This window comes from Agromyces cerinus (genome assembly GCF_016907835.1).
In the GTDB taxonomy this organism is placed as follows: Bacteria; Actinomycetota; Actinomycetes; order Actinomycetales; family Microbacteriaceae; genus Agromyces; species Agromyces nitratus.
On record NZ_JAFBCT010000001.1, the window covers coordinates 353,364 to 370,013 of the forward strand.

The 16,650-nt window shown below is 70.1% G+C and carries 20 protein-coding genes; 19 read left to right on the forward strand and 1 reads right to left on the reverse strand.

What is annotated here, in order from left to right; translation table 11 throughout:
- Positions 1–94 precede the first annotated feature (94 nt).
- From infA to glmM, 12 genes are all read left to right on the forward strand, one after another.
- The gene (gene infA / locus JOE59_RS01650) at positions 95–316 is read left to right on the forward strand and encodes a translation initiation factor IF-1 (protein ID WP_021759551.1); all 222 of its coding nucleotides are present in this window, start codon (positions 95–97) and stop codon (positions 314–316) included.
- Positions 317–387: 71 nt separating this feature from the next.
- Positions 388–504 (forward strand): 50S ribosomal protein L36, encoded by a 117-nt coding sequence (gene rpmJ / locus JOE59_RS01655; RefSeq protein ID WP_005050492.1) that lies wholly within the window; start codon positions 388–390, stop codon positions 502–504.
- 160 nt (positions 505–664) lie between these two features.
- The gene (rpsM, locus tag JOE59_RS01660; protein WP_074260121.1) at positions 665–1,045 is read left to right on the forward strand and encodes a 30S ribosomal protein S13; all 381 of its coding nucleotides are present in this window, start codon (positions 665–667) and stop codon (positions 1,043–1,045) included.
- A 32-nt stretch (positions 1,046–1,077) separates the two neighbouring features.
- On the forward strand, positions 1,078–1,476 hold the full coding sequence (rpsK, locus tag JOE59_RS01665; RefSeq protein ID WP_022889749.1) for a 30S ribosomal protein S11: 399 nt from the start codon (positions 1,078–1,080) through the stop codon (positions 1,474–1,476).
- 138 nt (positions 1,477–1,614) lie between these two features.
- Positions 1,615–2,601 (forward strand): DNA-directed RNA polymerase subunit alpha, encoded by a 987-nt coding sequence (locus tag JOE59_RS01670; protein WP_022893850.1) that lies wholly within the window; start codon positions 1,615–1,617, stop codon positions 2,599–2,601.
- 50 nt (positions 2,602–2,651) lie between these two features.
- Positions 2,652–3,179 (forward strand): 50S ribosomal protein L17, encoded by a 528-nt coding sequence (gene rplQ / locus JOE59_RS01675; RefSeq protein ID WP_204458669.1) that lies wholly within the window; start codon positions 2,652–2,654, stop codon positions 3,177–3,179.
- Positions 3,180–3,255: 76 nt separating this feature from the next.
- Complete coding sequence (locus JOE59_RS01680; RefSeq protein WP_204458670.1) at positions 3,256–4,293, forward strand: GNAT family N-acetyltransferase; 1,038 nt, start codon at positions 3,256–3,258, stop codon at positions 4,291–4,293.
- Between the two features lie 136 nt (positions 4,294–4,429).
- The gene (locus JOE59_RS01685; protein WP_204458671.1) at positions 4,430–5,731 is read left to right on the forward strand and encodes an acyltransferase family protein; all 1,302 of its coding nucleotides are present in this window, start codon (positions 4,430–4,432) and stop codon (positions 5,729–5,731) included.
- 10 nt (positions 5,732–5,741) lie between these two features.
- On the forward strand, positions 5,742–6,728 hold the full coding sequence (truA, locus tag JOE59_RS01690; RefSeq protein WP_204458672.1) for a tRNA pseudouridine(38-40) synthase TruA: 987 nt from the start codon (positions 5,742–5,744) through the stop codon (positions 6,726–6,728).
- Between the two features lie 174 nt (positions 6,729–6,902).
- Complete coding sequence (gene rplM, locus JOE59_RS01695; RefSeq protein WP_056010815.1) at positions 6,903–7,349, forward strand: 50S ribosomal protein L13; 447 nt, start codon at positions 6,903–6,905, stop codon at positions 7,347–7,349.
- A gap of 43 nt (positions 7,350–7,392) precedes the next feature.
- Positions 7,393–7,878 (forward strand): 30S ribosomal protein S9, encoded by a 486-nt coding sequence (gene rpsI, locus JOE59_RS01700; protein WP_074260125.1) that lies wholly within the window; start codon positions 7,393–7,395, stop codon positions 7,876–7,878.
- Positions 7,879–7,901: 23 nt separating this feature from the next.
- Positions 7,902–9,266, forward strand: a complete 1,365-nt coding sequence (gene glmM, locus JOE59_RS01705; RefSeq protein ID WP_204458673.1) for a phosphoglucosamine mutase — start codon at positions 7,902–7,904, stop codon at positions 9,264–9,266.
- Positions 9,267–9,352: 86 nt separating this feature from the next.
- Here glmM and coaA read toward each other — a convergent pair whose 3' ends face one another.
- Positions 9,353–10,309, reverse strand: coding sequence for a type I pantothenate kinase (gene coaA, locus JOE59_RS01710; protein ID WP_307836906.1), 957 nt, complete (start codon positions 10,307–10,309; stop codon positions 9,353–9,355).
- 58 nt (positions 10,310–10,367) lie between these two features.
- On the opposite strand from coaA, the gene glmS reads away from it, so the two are divergent.
- The 7 genes from glmS to tsaD are packed head-to-tail and all read left to right on the forward strand — an operon-like array spanning position 10,368 to position 16,548.
- Positions 10,368–12,218: a glutamine--fructose-6-phosphate transaminase (isomerizing) gene (gene glmS, locus JOE59_RS01715; protein WP_204458675.1), complete on the forward strand. Its 1,851-nt coding sequence runs from the start codon at positions 10,368–10,370 to the stop codon at positions 12,216–12,218.
- 25 nt (positions 12,219–12,243) lie between these two features.
- A complete protein-coding gene (locus tag JOE59_RS01720; RefSeq protein WP_204458676.1) occupies positions 12,244–12,612 on the forward strand; it encodes a holo-ACP synthase in 369 nt (122 codons plus the stop codon).
- On the forward strand, positions 12,609–13,754 hold the full coding sequence (gene alr / locus JOE59_RS01725; protein WP_307836907.1) for an alanine racemase: 1,146 nt from the start codon (positions 12,609–12,611) through the stop codon (positions 13,752–13,754). The genes JOE59_RS01720 and alr overlap by 4 nt, the downstream gene beginning before the upstream one ends.
- Positions 13,751–14,281 (forward strand): tRNA (adenosine(37)-N6)-threonylcarbamoyltransferase complex ATPase subunit type 1 TsaE, encoded by a 531-nt coding sequence (gene tsaE / locus JOE59_RS01730; protein WP_204458677.1) that lies wholly within the window; start codon positions 13,751–13,753, stop codon positions 14,279–14,281. The genes alr and tsaE overlap by 4 nt, the downstream gene beginning before the upstream one ends.
- 10 nt (positions 14,282–14,291) lie before the next feature.
- Complete coding sequence (gene tsaB, locus JOE59_RS01735) at positions 14,292–14,927, forward strand: tRNA (adenosine(37)-N6)-threonylcarbamoyltransferase complex dimerization subunit type 1 TsaB (RefSeq protein WP_204458678.1); 636 nt, start codon at positions 14,292–14,294, stop codon at positions 14,925–14,927.
- Entirely contained in the window at positions 14,924–15,484 is a 561-nt protein-coding gene (rimI, locus tag JOE59_RS01740) for a ribosomal protein S18-alanine N-acetyltransferase (protein ID WP_204458679.1), read from the forward strand. The genes tsaB and rimI overlap by 4 nt, the downstream gene beginning before the upstream one ends.
- Positions 15,481–16,548 carry a tRNA (adenosine(37)-N6)-threonylcarbamoyltransferase complex transferase subunit TsaD gene (gene tsaD, locus JOE59_RS01745; RefSeq protein WP_204458680.1) on the forward strand — a complete coding sequence of 356 codons (1,068 nt, stop codon included), beginning with the start codon at positions 15,481–15,483 and terminating at the stop codon, positions 16,546–16,548. The genes rimI and tsaD overlap by 4 nt, the downstream gene beginning before the upstream one ends.
- Positions 16,549–16,650: the final 102 nt, after the last annotated feature.

The following is a 16,650-nucleotide window of genomic DNA, read 5'->3' on the forward strand; positions in this document are numbered from 1 at the left end:
GCATGCCTGACGACCTCTGAATTCAGGGGAATCGGGCTCGGCGAGCGGAACCATCGCACGACCAGCATCCCAAACTCCAAGCGATAGTGAGGCTATGGCCAAGAAAGACGGCGTCATCGAGATTGAAGGCTCGGTTGTCGAGGCCCTCCCGAACGCGATGTTCCGGGTGGAACTCACGAACGGCCACAAGGTCCTCGCGCACATCTCAGGAAAGATGCGCCAGCACTACATCCGCATCCTCCCCGAGGACCGCGTGATCGTCGAGCTGAGCCCATACGACCTGACGCGCGGCCGCATCGTCTACCGCTACAAGTAAACGGCTGCTCGGAAAGTAACGGCCCGCGACATCTCGCGGGTACGAGGACAGCGACACATCAAGGAACAATCGTGAAGGTCAACCCCAGCGTCAAGCCCATCTGCGACCACTGCAAGGTGATTCGCCGCCACGGCCGCGTCATGGTCATCTGCAAGTCGAACCCGCGCCACAAGCAGCGCCAGGGCTAGTCACCAGACAAGGGCGCTAGGCGCCCTGCATCCCACAACTGAATACAATCGGCAGCGCCAGAACCGCAGGCATCCACGGATGCCGCGGGGACACCTCGAGTCGGAGGCTCGGGCACCGGCGTTGCTCCACACCTCCACTTCGAATCAGGAGAAGCCACACATGGCACGTCTGGCAGGAGTCGACATCCCGCGCGAGAAGCGCGTGGAGATCGCACTGACTTACATCTACGGCGTCGGCCGCACGCGAGCGCTCACCACGCTCGCCGAGACCGGCATCGACGGAAACATCCGCGTGAAGGACCTCAGCGACGACCAGCTCATTGCGCTGCGCGACTACATCGAGGGCAACTTCAAGGTCGAGGGTGACCTCCGCCGCGAGGTCGCCGCCGACATCCGCCGCAAGGTCGAGATCGGCTCGTACGAGGGCATCCGCCACCGTCGCGGTCTCCCGGTCCGCGGCCAGCGCACCAAGACCAACGCTCGTACCCGCAAGGGCCCGAAGCGCACCGTCGCCGGCAAGAAGAAGCCCGGCCGCAAGTAACCGCTCGTCGCCAGATCTAGGAGATTTCACACATGGCAGCACCCAAGGCGGCTACTCGCAAGCCGCGCAAGAAGGAAAAGAAGAACATCGCCGTGGGCCAGGCCCACATCAAGTCGACGTTCAACAACACGATCGTCTCGATCACCGACACCAACGGTGCCGTGATCAGCTGGGCCTCCTCCGGTGGCGTCGGCTTCAAGGGCTCGCGCAAGTCGACCCCGTTCGCCGCGCAGCTCGCCGCAGAGTCGGCCGCCCGCCAGGCGCAGGAGCACGGCATGAAGAAGGTCGACGTGTTCGTCAAGGGTCCCGGCTCCGGCCGCGAGACCGCGATCCGCTCGCTCCAGGCCGCAGGCCTCGAGGTCGGCAGCATCAACGACGTGACGCCCCAGGCTCACAACGGATGCCGCCCGCCCAAGCGTCGCCGCGTCTGATTCCCTCCCGGTGATCGAGGAGCGGTCCGGCTCAGCCGGGCCCTCCTCGATCGCCGGGACATCCGTTCTCTCACACAACTCAAGATCCTCGTACTCGCAGGTGTCATATAGCGGACACCCTGCCGAAAGGAATCAACAGTGCTGATCGCACAGCGCCCGACGCTCACCGAAGAGAACATCTCGGAGTTCCGTTCGCGTTTCGTGATCGAGCCCCTCGAGCCGGGCTTCGGTTACACCCTGGGCAACTCGCTCCGTCGCACCCTCCTCTCCTCGATCCCCGGCGCGGCCGTGACGAGCATCCGCATCGACGGCGTGCTCCACGAGTTCTCGACGGTTCCGGGTGTGAAGGAGGATGTCACCGAGATCATCCTCAACATCAAGAACCTGGTCGTCTCCAGCGAGCACGACGAGCCGATCACCGCGTACCTGCGCAAGCAGGGTGCCGGTGAGGTCACCGCAGCCGACATCTCCGCTCCGGCGGGCGTCGAGGTGCACAACCCCGAGCTGGTCATCGCGACGCTCAACGACTCGGCGAAGTTCGAGCTCGAGCTCACGATCGAGCGCGGCCGCGGCTACGTCTCGGCCAGCCAGAACCGCAACGAGTACTCGGAAGCCGGCCAGATCCCGGTCGACTCGATCTACTCGCCGGTCCTGAAGGTCACCTACCGCGTCGAGGCCACCCGTGCCGGCGAGCGCACCGACTTCGACCGCCTCGTGGTCGACGTCGAGTCGAAGCCGGCCATCACGCCGCGCGACGCGATCGCTTCGGCCGGCCGCACGCTGACCGAGCTGTTCGGCCTCGCCCGCGAGCTGAACACCGCTGCCGAGGGCATCGAGATCGGCCCCGCGCCGGTCGACGCCGTGCTCTCCAGCGAGCTCTCGATCCCGATCGAAGACCTCGACCTCTCGGTGCGCAGCTACAACTGCCTGAAGCGCGAGGGCATCAACACGGTGTCCGAGCTCGTCGCCCTGTCGGAGTCGCAGCTCATGAACATCCGCAACTTCGGTCAGAAGTCGGTGGATGAGGTCAAGGACAAGCTCACCGAAATGGGCCTGTCGCTGAAGGACTCCGTCCCCGGATTCGACGGGGCCCACTTCTACACGGGCTTCGACGACGAGAACTAGGCAGACCTCGCGGTCGCCCACCAACCCCCACCTACTGGAGAGAACGAACCATGCCGAAGCCCACGAAGGGCCCCCGCCTCGGAGGCGGCCCCGCCCACGAGCGGTTGATGCTCGCGAACCTCGCTGCAGCGCTGTTCACGCACAAGCGCATCACCACCACCGAGACGAAGGCCAAGCGCCTCCGTCCGCTGGCCGAGCGTCTGGTGACGTTCGGCAAGCGCGGCGACCTGCACGCGCGCCGTCGCGTGCTCGCCGTCATCGGCGACAAGACCGTCGTGCACGAGCTGTTCACGGTCATCGCCCCCCAGGTCGCCGACCGTGAGGGCGGTTACACGCGCATCACGAAGATCGGCAACCGCAAGGGCGACAACGCGCCCATGGCGGTCATCGAGCTCGTGCTCGAGCCCGTGACCCCGAAGAAGCGCGCCGCGAAGCCGGCCGCTGCCGAGGCGCCCGTCGCCGAGGAGGCTCCGGCCGAGGTCGTCGAGGAGACGACCGAGGTCGAGGCGACCGACGCAGCCGCTGAGGAGACGACCGAGGTCGCCGCCGACGAGGCAGAGGCCGCCGAGACCAAGTAGTCTCGACGTTCGATCACGAAGGGCCCCGGTGCATCGCACCGGGGCCCTTCGCCGTCTCCCCGTTAGTGTGGAGCCCGTGACCGAGCACGAACTGTCGCCCCTCCACGAGCGCATCACCGCTCCCGAGACGCTCCCTCCTCTCGTACACCCCGACGTGCACGCCTGGCGCCCGATCCGCGACGACGACGTCGACCGGATCGTGGAGCTCGAGGCGGCCATGGCGGCCGCCGACCATCCCGAATACAGGCTCCCGCGCGAAGAGCTCGCAGACGACCTCGGGATGTCGTTCGTCGACCGTGAGCGCGACTCGATCGTGGCGCTCGATGCCGACGGCCGCGCAGTCGCATGGGGCGTCGCGTACCACCCGCCGGGGCGTGACACCCTCGTCCGCACGATCCTCGTCGGGGGAGTGCATCCCGAGCTGCGTCGGCGGGGCATCGGCCGACTCCTCCTCGCCTGGCAGCGCGCGCGAGGAGCCCAGCAGCTCGCAGCATCCGACCTGCCTCTTCCCGGCTGGATCATGGGGTTCACCGACGACCGTGCTCGATGGGCCGGCCCGCTGCTCGAGTCGGAGGGCTTCACCGCAGCCCGCTACTTCGCCGGCTTGCGCCGTGATCTCGCAGAGCCGGTCGACGACGTTCGCGCCGGCGACGGCATCCGTGTCGAGGCGCTGCAGGCGACGCGCGCCGACGAGGTGAGGACGGCCCGGAACGACGCGTTCCGCGACCACTGGGGCAGCCAGCCGAGATCTGAGGAGGAGTGGCGCGTCTTCATCTCGAGCGCGGTGCTCCGCATGGACCTCTCGGTCGTCGCCATCGACGAGGCGAGCGATCGTGTCGTGGGGTTCGTGCTGGCCGAGGTGAATGAGGCCGACTGGGGCGGGCAGGGGTTCTCGAGCGTGCACGTTCCGCTGGTCGGCGTGGTGCGCGGCCACCGCGGCCGCGGCGTCGCGAAGGCCCTGCTCGCGGCACATCTGGCGGCTGCCGGCGCTGCCGGTCTCGAGTACTCGACGCTCGAGGTCGACGCCGCGAACCCGACCGGGGCGTTCGCCCTGTACGAGGGCATGGGATTCCGTGCGGCCACCACCGAGACCAGTTACACGATCGTGGTCTGAGGCAGCGCGACGAGCCGGGTGCGCGTCGCCGCGATGAGTGTCCTCCACAGCGCCGATGCGCGGGCACCGGGGCCGTTCGCGTTGTGCCAGAATCTGTTCTCAGCGCCGCCGTCAACGGTGCTCGAAGAGGAGCAGCGTGGCCGCCGTCCGCATCCCGGTCGACCGGGATCTCTCGATCGATTTCGCCCGCGCGTTCTGCCTGCCGATCGTGGTGCTGCTGCACGCCCTGCAGATGGGCATCGGCGGCGACCCGCTGCGGGCGTTCAACGCGCTCGACGGCTTCGAACCGCTCGCCTGGGCCACGTGGCCGCTCATGATCATGCCCGTCTTCTTCATCTGCGGCGGATTCGCATCGATCACGCAGTGGCGGCGGCTCCGAGGGCACGGTGAGACGGTCTCCCACTACATCCGGATCCGCGCCATCCGTCTGGCGCAGCCGGTGGTCGGGCTCGTCGCCGCCGTCGGAGCAGTGCTCGCGGGCATGCTCCTGGCCGGGGTCGACGCCGAGTTCGTGCGCACCTTCGCAGTGCGGCTCGCCGAGCCGCTCTGGTTCATCCCGGTCTACCTGATCTGCACCGCGTTCGTGCCGACGATGTCGTGGCTCCACCGGCACGCGCCGTGGCCCGCATATCTCGGGCTCGCCGCGGCAGTCGTCATGGTCGACGTGCTGGTGCGCGGGTTCGGCGTGCCGGTCGGCGCACTCAACTGGATCTTCGTCTGGCTGTTCGCGCAGCAGCTCGGGTTCGGGCTCCGCGACGGCTGGTTCGCGCGACGGTCGCGGCTCGTGCTCGTCGCCGTCGCGGTCGGTGCGTACGGCGTCATCGGCGTGCTCGTGACCTGGTTCGGCTACTCGCACGACATGCTCGACAACCTCAATCCGCCGACGCTCGCGATCCTCGCCCTCGCCCTCGGCCAGGCGTGCCTGTTCGCGCTCGTGCAGCCGCTCATCCGGCGCATGATGCACTGGCGGCCGATGCTCGGCACGGTGTTCGTCTTCGGCGTGTACGGCATGGTCATCTACCTCTGGCACACCTTCGCGATGGCCGTCGTGACGTCGCTGCAGCTGCTGTTCGGGCTGCCGTTCCCGCCCGTGCTGTCGCCGGCGTGGTGGGCGACGCGTCCGCTCTGGATCCTCGCCATCGCGGTCGTGGTGGCCGGATGCTGCGTGGTCGTGCCGCGCATCGAGGCACGCTGGCCGAAACCGGTCGAGCGCAGCACCCCACTCGCTGCGGTGCTGCTCTGGAGCGCGTCGGCGGTGGCCGGCGTCGGCGTACTGCTCGTGCTCGGATACGTTCCCTGGCAGAACGGACTGCTGGGCTGGTCGCTCGTGACGGTCGCGGTCATCGCGCTCATCGTGGGAGGTCCGGGCGCGCGAACGCGGAATGAGGCGCCTGCCGAACTGCAGGGTACGGCGTTCGTGTCGGCGCCGCGATCGTAGGCTTGACGGCATGGTCGTCTCCGAATCCGTCGCATCGCCCGGCACCGGTGGCGGTCCGGTCGTTCCATTGGGCGCCGATACGGTCCGGGTGCGACTCTCGATCGCGTACGACGGCACCCGCTTCAACGGGTGGAGCCGGCAGCCGGGCCTGCGCACCGTCCAGGGGGTCGTCGAGGACGCGCTCGGGCTCCTCTTCCGGCGCACCGGCGCGGTACCGCGGCTGACGGTCGCGGGGCGCACCGATGCGGGCGTCCACGCGCTGGGGCAGGTGGCGCATTTCGACGTGCCCACTTCGGCACTCGCCGCGGTGACCCGGGCACGGCGCGGCGATGCGGCCGAATACGGGGCAGCCGATCCCGCTCCGGTGCTGCTGCGACGGCTCTCGGGTGTGATCGGGGCAGCCGATGCCGATGTCGTGGTGACGGGCGCCGCGCTCGCACCCGACGGCTTCGACGCGCGCTTCTCGGCGATGTGGCGACGGTACGAGTACCGCATCGCCGACGCCCCGGCGACGCGCGATCCGCTCGCTCGCCTGCGAACGGTCTGGCATCCGCGCACGCTCGATGCCGAGCGGATGGATGTCGCGGCGCAGAGCCTCCTCGGGCTGCACGACTTCGCGGCGTTCTGCAAGCCTCGCGCCGAGGCGACGACCATCAGGACCCTGCAGTCGTACCGATGGCGGCGTGACGCCGACGGCGTGCTCGTGGCATCGCTGCAGGCCGATGCCTTCTGCCATTCGATGGTGCGAGCACTGATCGGCGCGGCCGTCGCGGTCGGCGAGGGCCGTCTCGACGTCGAGGCGCCGGCTGCGTTGCTCCAGGTCGCGCAGCGCACGAACGCCTTCATGGTGATGCCGGCCAAGGGCCTCGTGCTCACCGAGGTCGGCTACCCCGACGACCAGGAACTCGCGACCCGCGCCGCACAGACGCGGGCTCGGCGCGAACTGCGCGTGCGGATCGGGGACGGTCTCGCCGACGAGGCCGAGGCGGGTGACTGAAGGGCGGCCGATTGGACGACCGCGTCCCGACCCGCTAAGCTTGCCCTTTGGTGCCGTCCTCTGCGGCGGCATCCGAAGTTGAGCCCTCCACCAGGGCGTTCGAACGCATCGCGGGCGAACACCCACCGGAGTGGGATTCACGAACCCCTCACTCGATCAGAAAGCAGCACTTCCGTGACGCGCACGTTCACTCCCAAGCCGTCCGACATCCAGCACGACTGGGTCGTCATCGACGCAACCGATATCGTTCTCGGTCGCCTCGCGAGCCACACCGCAGCACTGCTGCGCGGCAAGCACAAGGCGATCTTCGCGAACCACGTCGACACCGGTGACTTCGTCATCATCGTCAACGCCGACAAGGTGGCCCTCACCGGCCAGAAGCTCGAGCAGAAGAAGGCGTACCGCCACTCGGGGTACCCGGGCGGTCTCACGGCTGTCAGCTACGCCGAGCTCCTCGAGAAGAACCCCGTCCGCGCCGTCGAGAAGGCGATCCGCGGCATGCTCCCGAAGAACTCGCTCGGTCGGGCCCAGCTCAAGAAGCTGAAGGTCTACACCGGTCCGGAGCACCCGCACGCGGCCCAGCAGCCCAAGCCGTACACCCTCACCCAGGTCGCCCAGTAATTCCGGCACCCTCGACGTTCTCGAAATAAGGATTCACACCACCATGGCGAAGATCGCAGACCAGATCGAAGCGGCTCCCGAGAGCTACACCACCGAGAGTGCCCCCGAGGCAGCTCCCACGACGCCCCGCGCCGTGCTCAACGTGTCGGGCGCGGCCGTCGGCCGCCGCAAGCAGGCCATCGCCCGCGTGCGCCTCGTTCCCGGCGCCGGCGGCATCACCGTCAACGGTCGCGAGTTCGCGGCCTACTTCCCCAACAAGCTGCACCAGCAGCTCATCACCGACCCGTTCACGGTGCTCGAGCTCGTCGGCTCGTACGACGTGGTCGCGAAGATCACGGGCGGCGGCCCCTCGGGCCAGGCAGGCGCGCTGCGTCTGGCGATCGCTCGCGCACTGAACGAGATCGACCGCGAGAACAACCGCGCGACGCTCAAGAAGTCGGGCTTCCTCACGCGTGACGCTCGCGTCATCGAGCGCAAGAAGGCCGGTCTCAAGAAGGCCCGCAAGGCGCCGCAGTTCTCGAAGCGCTGATCCCAGCGTTCGGTTCTCCGTACATGCCTCGGCTTTTCGGAACCGACGGGGTCCGGGGCCTGGCCAACCGTGAACTCACGGCTGACCTGGCCCTGGGCCTCGCCCAGGCGGCTGCCGCCGTCCTCACTCAAGGGCGTCACGCCGACGAGCTTCGCGCCGCCGGCCGGCGGCCGGTCGCCGTCGTGGCGCGCGATCCGCGCGTCTCCGGCGAGTTCCTCACCGCTGCCGTCTCGGCCGGTCTCGCGAGCTCCGGTGTCGACGTGCTCGACGCCGGGGTCATCCCGACCCCTGCGACGGCGTTCCTCATCGACTCGATCCGTGCCGACTTCGGCGTGATGATCTCGGCGTCGCACAACCCGGCGCCCGACAACGGCATCAAGTTCTTCTCCTACGGCGGCACGAAGCTGCCCGACGAGGTCGAAGACCGCATCGAGTCCTTCCTCGGCAAGCAGAAGCTCGCTCCGGTCGGTGACGGCGTCGGCCGCATCCGCCGCTTCGCCGATGCCGAGGATCGCTACGTCGTGCACCTGCTCGGCACGCTGCCGCACCGCCTCGAGGGTCTCAAGGTCGTGCTCGACTGCGCCCACGGCGCCGCCGCCGGCGTCTCGCCCGAGACCTTCAAGGACGCGGGCGCCGAGGTCATCGTCATCGGAGCCGACCCCGACGGCATGAACATCAACGACGGTGTCGGTTCGACGCACCTCGAGCAGCTCCAGGCCGCCGTCATCGAACACGGCGCCGACCTCGGCATCGCCCACGACGGCGACGCCGACCGCTGCCTCGCGGTCGACGCCGACGGCAACATCATCGACGGCGACCGGATCATGGCGATCCTCGCCGTCTCGATGAAGGAGCGCGGCACGCTCACCGACGACACCCTCGTGGTGACGGTGATGTCGAATCTCGGCCTGCGCCGCGCGATGGCCGAACACGGCATCCGCGTCGTCGAGACGAAGGTCGGCGACCGCTACGTGCTCGAGGCCCTCGCCGCCGAAGGCCTCGCCCTCGGCGGGGAGCAGTCGGGTCACGTCATCATGAGCGAGTTCGCCACGACCGGCGACGGCGTGCTGACCGGCCTGCACCTCGCCGCCGAGATGGCGCGCACCGGCAAGACCATCGCCGAGCTCGCCTCGGTCATGACGGTCTACCCGCAGGTGCTCGTCAACGTGCGCGGCGTCGACCACCATGCACTCGGCGACGACGCGGAGATCGCTGCGGCGGTCGCCGCCGTCGAGGCCGAGCTGGGAGACAGCGGCCGCGTGCTGCTGCGCCCCTCGGGCACCGAGCCGATGGTCCGCGTCATGGTCGAGGCCGCCGAGCAGGAGGTCGCCGAGCGGCACGCCGAATCACTCGCCGCTGTGGTGCGCGAGCGACTCGCCATCGACTGAGACGACGCCCGCCTGAGGCGACGCATCCTCTGACGCGACGCATCCCCTGCAGGGCGCCCGTGCGCCCGGCAGGGGATGCGTCGCGTTCAGAGCTTTCGGAGCAGCACGCTCGAGACGGTGTGATCAGAGCCCTTGCGGAGCACGAGCGAGGCGCGCGAGCGCGTCGGACGGATGTTCTGCAGCAGGTTCGGCTCGTTGATCGAGTGCCAGATCTCGCGTGATCGAGCTCGTGCCTCGGCCTCGGTGAGGCTCGCGAAGCGGTGGAAGTACGAACGCGGATTCGAGAACGCCCCGCGCTGGAGCTTCAGGAACCGCTCCTCGTACCACCGGGCGATGTCGCTCGTGCGCGCGTCGACGTAGATCGTGAAGTCGAAGAGGTCGCTGACGGCGAGACGGTGACCGGGACCGGGCGGCTGCAGCACGTTCAGGCCCTCGACGATGAGCACGTCGGGTCGGCGCACGGTGATCTGCGCGTCCTTCACGATGTCGTACGCGAGGTGGGAGTAGAACGGCGCCCGCACTTCGGCGGCGCCCGCCTTGACCTCGCTCACGAAGCGGAGCAGCGCCCGCCGGTCGTAGGACTCCGGGAACCCCTTGCGCGCCATGAGTCCGCGGCGTTCGAGTTCGGCGTTGGGGAAGAGGAATCCGTCGGTCGTGATGAGCTCGACCCGGGGCGTGTGCTCCCAGCGGGCGAGGAGTTCGCGCAGCAGGCGGGCGATCGTGGACTTCCCGACCGCGACGGAACCGGCCACGCCGATGACGAAGGGCGTCGATTCGACGCGCTCCCGCAGGAATTCGCTCGTGACGTTGTGCAGCGACTTCGTGCCGCCGACGTAGAGGTTCAACAGGCGGCTGAGCGGCAGGTAGACCTCGGCGACCTCGCGCGGATCGAGTGGCTCGCCGAGCCCTCGCAGCTGCACGATCTCGGTGTCCCGCAGGGGTGAGGGCATCGACGGCGCGAGCGCGGCCCAGTCGGCACGGTCGAGCTCGATGAACGGGGAGATCTGCGCCGCGTGCGACGACGGGCTCTGCGGATCGGGCACCGTGCCAGTGTAGTCAGGCGGAGCGGACACCCAGTCGCGCGCCAGTAGAATCGCTCCCATGTGTGGAATCGTCGGATACGTCGGAGAGCGAAACAGCCTCGACGTCCTTATGGGAGGCCTTCGTCGCCTCGAGTACCGTGGTTACGACTCGGCCGGAGTGGCGGTCGTCGACGACGACGGGACGATGGAGACGGCCAAGCGCGCCGGCAAGCTGAAGGTGCTCGCCGACGAACTCGAGGCGCACCCGCTCCACCGGGGCGGCACCGGCATCGGCCACACGCGCTGGGCGACGCACGGCGGCCCGACCGATGTCAACGCGCACCCGCACCTCGGCGACGAGGGTCGCCTCGCCCTCATCCACAACGGCATCATCGAGAACTTCTCCGAGCTGAAGGCGGAACTCCTCGCCGAGGGGTACACCTTCGAGAGCGAGACCGACACCGAGGTCGCCGCAGTGCTCCTCGGCAAGGAGTACCGGGCGACGGGCGACCTCCGCGAGGCGTTCCGCAACACGGTCGCCCGTTTCGATGGTGCGTTCACGCTGCTCGCCGTGCACCGCTCGGAGCCCGGCGTCGTCGTCGGCGCCCGTCGCAACTCGCCGCTCGTCATCGGGCTCGGTGACGGCGAGAACTTCCTGGGGTCGGACGTCGCTGCCTTCGTCGAGTACACGAAGCGCGCCCTGGCGATCGGTCAGGACCAGATCGTGACGATCACCGCCGATGACGTCGTCGTCACCGACTTCGACGGGCAGCCCGTCGAGGTCGAGCCGTTCGACGTCGCATGGGACGCCTCCGCAGCCGAGAAGGGCGGCTGGTCGTCGTTCATGCGCAAGGAGGTCGCCGAGCAGCCCGAGGCCGTCGCGAAGACGCTCCTCGGCCGCGTCGTCGACGACGCCGTGGTGATCCCCGAACTCGCGTCCTTCGGCGACGAGGAGCTCCGAGGCATCCGTCGCATCACGATCATCGCCTGCGGTACCGCCTCGTACGCGGGCATGGTCGCCAAGTACGCGATCGAGCAGTGGGCGCGCGTGCCGGTCGAGATCGAGCTCAGCCATGAGTTCCGCTACCGCGAGCCCGTGCTCGACGACCACACGCTCGTCGTCTCGATCAGCCAGTCGGGCGAGACCATGGACACGCTCATGGCCGTGAAGTACGCCCGTGAGCAGGGCGCGCGAACGATCTCGATCTGCAACACGCAGGGCGCCACGATTCCGCGCGAGTCCGACGCCGTCGTGTACACGCACGCCGGCCCCGAGGTCGCCGTGGCGTCGACGAAGGCGTTCGTCGCGCAGATCGCAGCGCTCTACCTCTTCGGCCTGCACCTCGCGCGCGTGCGCGGCACGCTGTCGGCCGACGAGATCGCGGAGCAGCTCCACGAGCTGCAGGCGGTGCCCGCGAAGCTCGAGCTGGTGCTCGCGGAGTCCGAGAAGGTCGCGCAGCTCGCGCACTGGATGGCCGACACCCGCTCGGTGCTCTTCCTCGGCCGTCACGTCGGCTACCCGATCGCCCTCGAGGGCGCGCTGAAGCTCAAGGAGCTCGCGTACATCCACGCCGAGGGCTTCGCCGCCGGCGAGCTCAAGCACGGCCCGATCGCGCTCATCGAGCCGGGTCAGCCCGTCTTCGTGGTCGTGCCGAGCCCGCGCGGCTCGGCCACCCTGCACCCGAAGGTCGTGTCGAACATCCAGGAGATCCGCGCTCGCGGCGCACGCGTCATCGCGATCGCCGAGGCCGGCGACGCCGCCGTGCTGCCGTTCGCCGACGAGGTGCTGCGCATCCCGCTCGCGGCGCCGCTCTTCGAGCCGCTGCTGGCCGTCGTGCCGCTGCAGATCTTCGCGATGGAGCTCGCTCAGGCCAAGGGCCTCGACGTCGACCAGCCGCGCAACCTCGCGAAGTCGGTCACGGTCGAGTGAGCATGCGGGCGCGGGAGGCGGCGGCGTGATCGCGGGGATCGGCATCGATGTCGTGGACATCGCCCGGTTCGAGCGGTCGCTGACCCGCACTCCCGCGCTCCGCGAGCGCCTGTTCGCTGAGAGCGAACGCGAACGCCCGGTGCGGTCGCTCGCCGCACGGTTCGCGGCGAAGGAGGCGCTCATCAAGGCGCTCGGCGGCAACCCCGTGATCCGGTGGCACGACATGCGCGTCGTGCAAGACGAGCACGGCAACCCCGACTTCGAGCTCTCGGGCGCGATCGCCGAGCTCACGCGCAGCCTCGGCATCGAGCGCGTGCACCTCACGATGAGCCACGACGCCGGCATCGCGAGCGCGTTCGTCGTGCTCGAGAGCGGCACGGGGCGCGCGTCGTGATCACGGCATCGGATGCCGCGGCGGCGCCGTTCCGCGAAGCGGTCGTCGACCTCGACGCCGTGCGCGAGAACCTCCGCACGCTCGCGGCGGCCGTTGCGCCTGCGCGCACGATGGCGGTGGTCAAGGCGAACGCCTACGGTCACGGCGCCGTGCCGGTGGCGCGGGCCGCGCTCTCGGCCGGTGTCGAGTGGCTCGGCGTCGCCGACATCGCCGAGGCGCTTGCGCTCCGCGACGCGGGCATCGACGCGCCGCTCCTCTCCTGGCTGCACGACCCCGGCACCGACTTCGGGCCGGCGATCGCCCGCGACATCGATCTCGGCGTCTCGTCGCGCGAACAGCTCGAGGCGATCGCGGCTGCCGCGGCATCCGTCGGCGCGGTCGCCCGTGTGCACCTGAAGCTCGACACCGGGCTCAGCCGCAGCGGCGTCGAACCCGAGCACTGGCCGGCCACGGTCGCCCGGGCCGCAGAGCTCGAAGCCACGGGACGGATCCACGTGCGCGGGCTCTTCAGCCACCTCGCCAACACCTCTCCCGACGAGGACGCCGCGCAGATCGCGGCGTTCGAGCTCGGAGTCGTGCAGGCCGAGACCGCCGGACTGCGTGCCGAGGTGCGTCACCTCGCCTCGACCGCGGGCGCGCTGCGACTGCCGGCGGCCCGCTTCGACCTCGTGCGCATCGGCATCGGCGCCTACGGCGTGCCTCCCTTCGGCGACGGCACGACGGCCGAAGACCTCGGGCTGCGCCCGGCGATGACGCTGCGCGGCCGAGTCGCGGCGGTGCGGCGCATCGGGCCCGGAACGGGCGTCTCGTACGGCCACACCTGGCGCGCCGACCGCCCGACGAGCCTCGCGCTCGTGCCGCTCGGCTACGCCGACGGCATCCCGCGTCAGGCATCGGGCCGCGGCGAGGTCTGGATCAGGGGCGCCAAGCGCCCGGTCGTCGGCCGCATCGCCATGGACCAGTTCGTGGTCGACGTCGGCGACGACCCGGTGGAGACCGGCGACGAGGTCGTGCTGTTCGGCGATCCGCAGACCGGCGCACCTTCGGCCGACGACTGGGGCGATGCCGCCGACACCATCGGCTACGAGATCGTCACCCGCATCGGAGCGCGGGTGCCGCGGCGCTACCTCGGCGGCGCATGATGCGCTTCGAGGCGCCCGACACCGAGGCCATGGAGGTGTTCGGCCGTGAGCTCGGCGCCGTGCTGCGGGCGGGTGATGTCGTCGTGCTCACCGGCCCGCTCGGCGCGGGCAAGACCACGCTCACGCGTGGCATCGGCGCGGGCCTCGGCATCCGCGGGCCGGTGCAGAGCCCGACGTTCGTGCTCGCCCGGACGCACCCGAGCCTCGTCGGCGGCGCCCCGCTCGTGCACGTCGACGCGTACCGGCTGGGCAGTGCCGCTCTGCTCGAGGACCTCGACCTCGACTTCGACCGTTCGGTCGTGGTGGTGGAGTGGGGCGCCGGCCTCGTCGAAGACGTCACCGACTCGTGGCTCGAGATCGTCATCGAACGACCCACCGGTGCGAGCGCCGTCGCCGCGCGAGCAGCGCATGCCGAGTCCATCGACGCCGACCTCGATGCAGCGCTCGACGCCGACGAGCCCCGAGTCGTCACGGCGATGGGGTACGGCCCCCGGTGGGCGACCACTCCATACGCCGCGCGCGCGTAGGCTTGAGGGCATGCTTCTCGCGATCGACACCTCGACGGGCACGAGTGTCGCCGTCGTCGATCGCGACCGCGCCACGGGCGAACTGCGCTGTCTCGCCGAGACCGGTACCGACGACACGATGCGCCACGCCGAGGTGATCGGCGGCTTCATCAGGGACGCGCTCGCCGAGTCGGGCATCGACCGGCGCGATCTCTCGGGCGTCGCCGCCGGCATGGGACCGGGCCCGTTCACCGGGCTCCGCGTCGGCATCGCTGCCGCGCACGCCTTCGCGCTCGGCATCGACCGCCCGTTCGTGCCCGTCGTCAGTCACGACGCGATCGCGCTGAGCCGGTACACGGCGGGCGACGCCGGCCCGCTGCAGGTCGTCACCGATGCCCGTCGGCGCGAATTCGCCGTCTCCGAGTACGACGGTCTCGATCGCGACGGGCTGCCCGTGCGGGTCGGCGGCCCCGGGCTCGTGCCCCGCGACGACGTGCTGGCGGCGCGGGGCATCCGCTTCGACGCGACGGTCGTCTCGGCGGGCGCGATCGGGATGCTCGCCGAACTCGCCTTCGCCGCCGGACGGCTGCCGCTCGCGGCCGACGCGCCGATCTACCTTCGCGCACCCGATGTGACCCCCTCGGCAGGCAAGAAGGTGCTGCGATGAGCGTGTTCATGCGGCGTGCGAAGCTCGCCGACCTCGATCGCATCATGGTGCTCGAGCGCGAGACCTTCGAGGCCGACGCCTGGCCCGAAGACGCCATGCGCCGCGAGCTCGAGAGCCCGCACGCCTATTACCTCATCGCGGTCGACGACGAGGCGGAGGGCGATGCCGTCGGCCTGCTCGGCTACGCCGGACTCCTCGCGCCCAAGGGCGGCGGTCAGGGCGACATCCAGACGATCGCGGTCGCGCCCTCGATCCGCGGCATCGGGCTCGGACGCGGGCTCATGCACGCCCTCATCACCGAGGCGCGTCGCCGGCACGTCGCCGAGATCTTCCTCGAGGTGCGCGCCGACAACCCCATCGCGCGCGCGCTCTACGAGTCGCTCGGCTTCGAGGAGATCGGCGTCCGCCGTCGCTACTATCGCGGCGGAATCGACGCCGTGCACATGCGGCTGACGGTGCCGCCCGCGGTGGCCCGGCCCGCCGAGGCGGGGTCATCGGGCGCGGCAGCCGCCGAGCGGACGCCGCTCGACGAGCGAGACGCGGAGGCGAGGCGATGAACCGGGAGGCCCCGCTGATCCTCGGCATCGAGACCTCGTGCGACGAGACCGGGGTCGGCATCGTGCGCGGAACGACCCTGCTCGCCAACACGATCGCCTCCTCCATGGACGAGCACGCGCGCTACGGCGGCATCGTGCCCGAGGTCGCGGCGCGGGCCCACCTCGAGGCGCTCGGCCCGACGATCCGGGCGGCGCTCGCCGAGGCATCCGTCACGCTCGACGATCTCGACGCCGTCGCCGTGACGAGCGGCCCCGGTCTCGCGGGCGCGCTCATGGTCGGGGTCGGGGCTGCGAAGGCCCTCGCCCTCTCGCTCGACGTGCCGATCTACGCGGTGAACCACCTCGTGGGCCATGTCGGCGCCGACCTGCTCGACACGGCCGCGCCGCTCGAGACGCCGACGGTCGCCCTGCTGGTCTCGGGCGGCCACACCTCGCTGCTGCTCGTGCGCGACCTCGTCTCCGACGTCGAGCTGCTCGGCGAGACGATCGACGACGCCGCGGGCGAGGCCTTCGACAAGGTCGCGCGCCTGCTCGGCCTGCGCTATCCGGGCGGCCCCGAGATCGACCGGGCCGCGATCGGCGGCGACCCTCGCGCGATCCGCTTCCCGCGGGGGCTCACGCAGCCGAAAGACCTGGTCGCGCACCGGTACGACTTCAGCTTCTCGGGGCTGAAGACGGCCGTCGCCCGCTGGGTCGAGCAGCGCGAGGCCGCCGGTGAGCCGGTTCCGCTCGCCGACGTCGCCGCGAGCTTCCGCGAGGCCGTCGTCGACGTGCTCGTCTCGAAGGCCGTGGCCGCGTGCACCGACCTCGGCGTGCCGCGCCTGCTGCTCGGCGGCGGCGTGGTCGCCAATTCGCGCCTCCGCGAAGTGGCGATCGAACGAGCGGATGCCGCGGGCATCGCCCTGCGCATTCCGCCGCTGTCGCTCTGCACCGACAACGGCGCGATGATCGCGGCCCTCGGCGCGCAACTCGTGATGGCGGGGCATCCGCCGTCGACCCTCGATTTCGGGGCCGACTCGACCCTGCCGGCGACCGAGATTCAGATGGCGGCGAGCGTCGCGTAGTCCGTGCGCCCATGCGCGTGTCGCGGTAGTGTGAGCGGGAGAACCGGAGGTCGCCGTCGTCGACGGCGCCCGGAGCGCCTGCCGCCGTGGCTGAGCGCATTC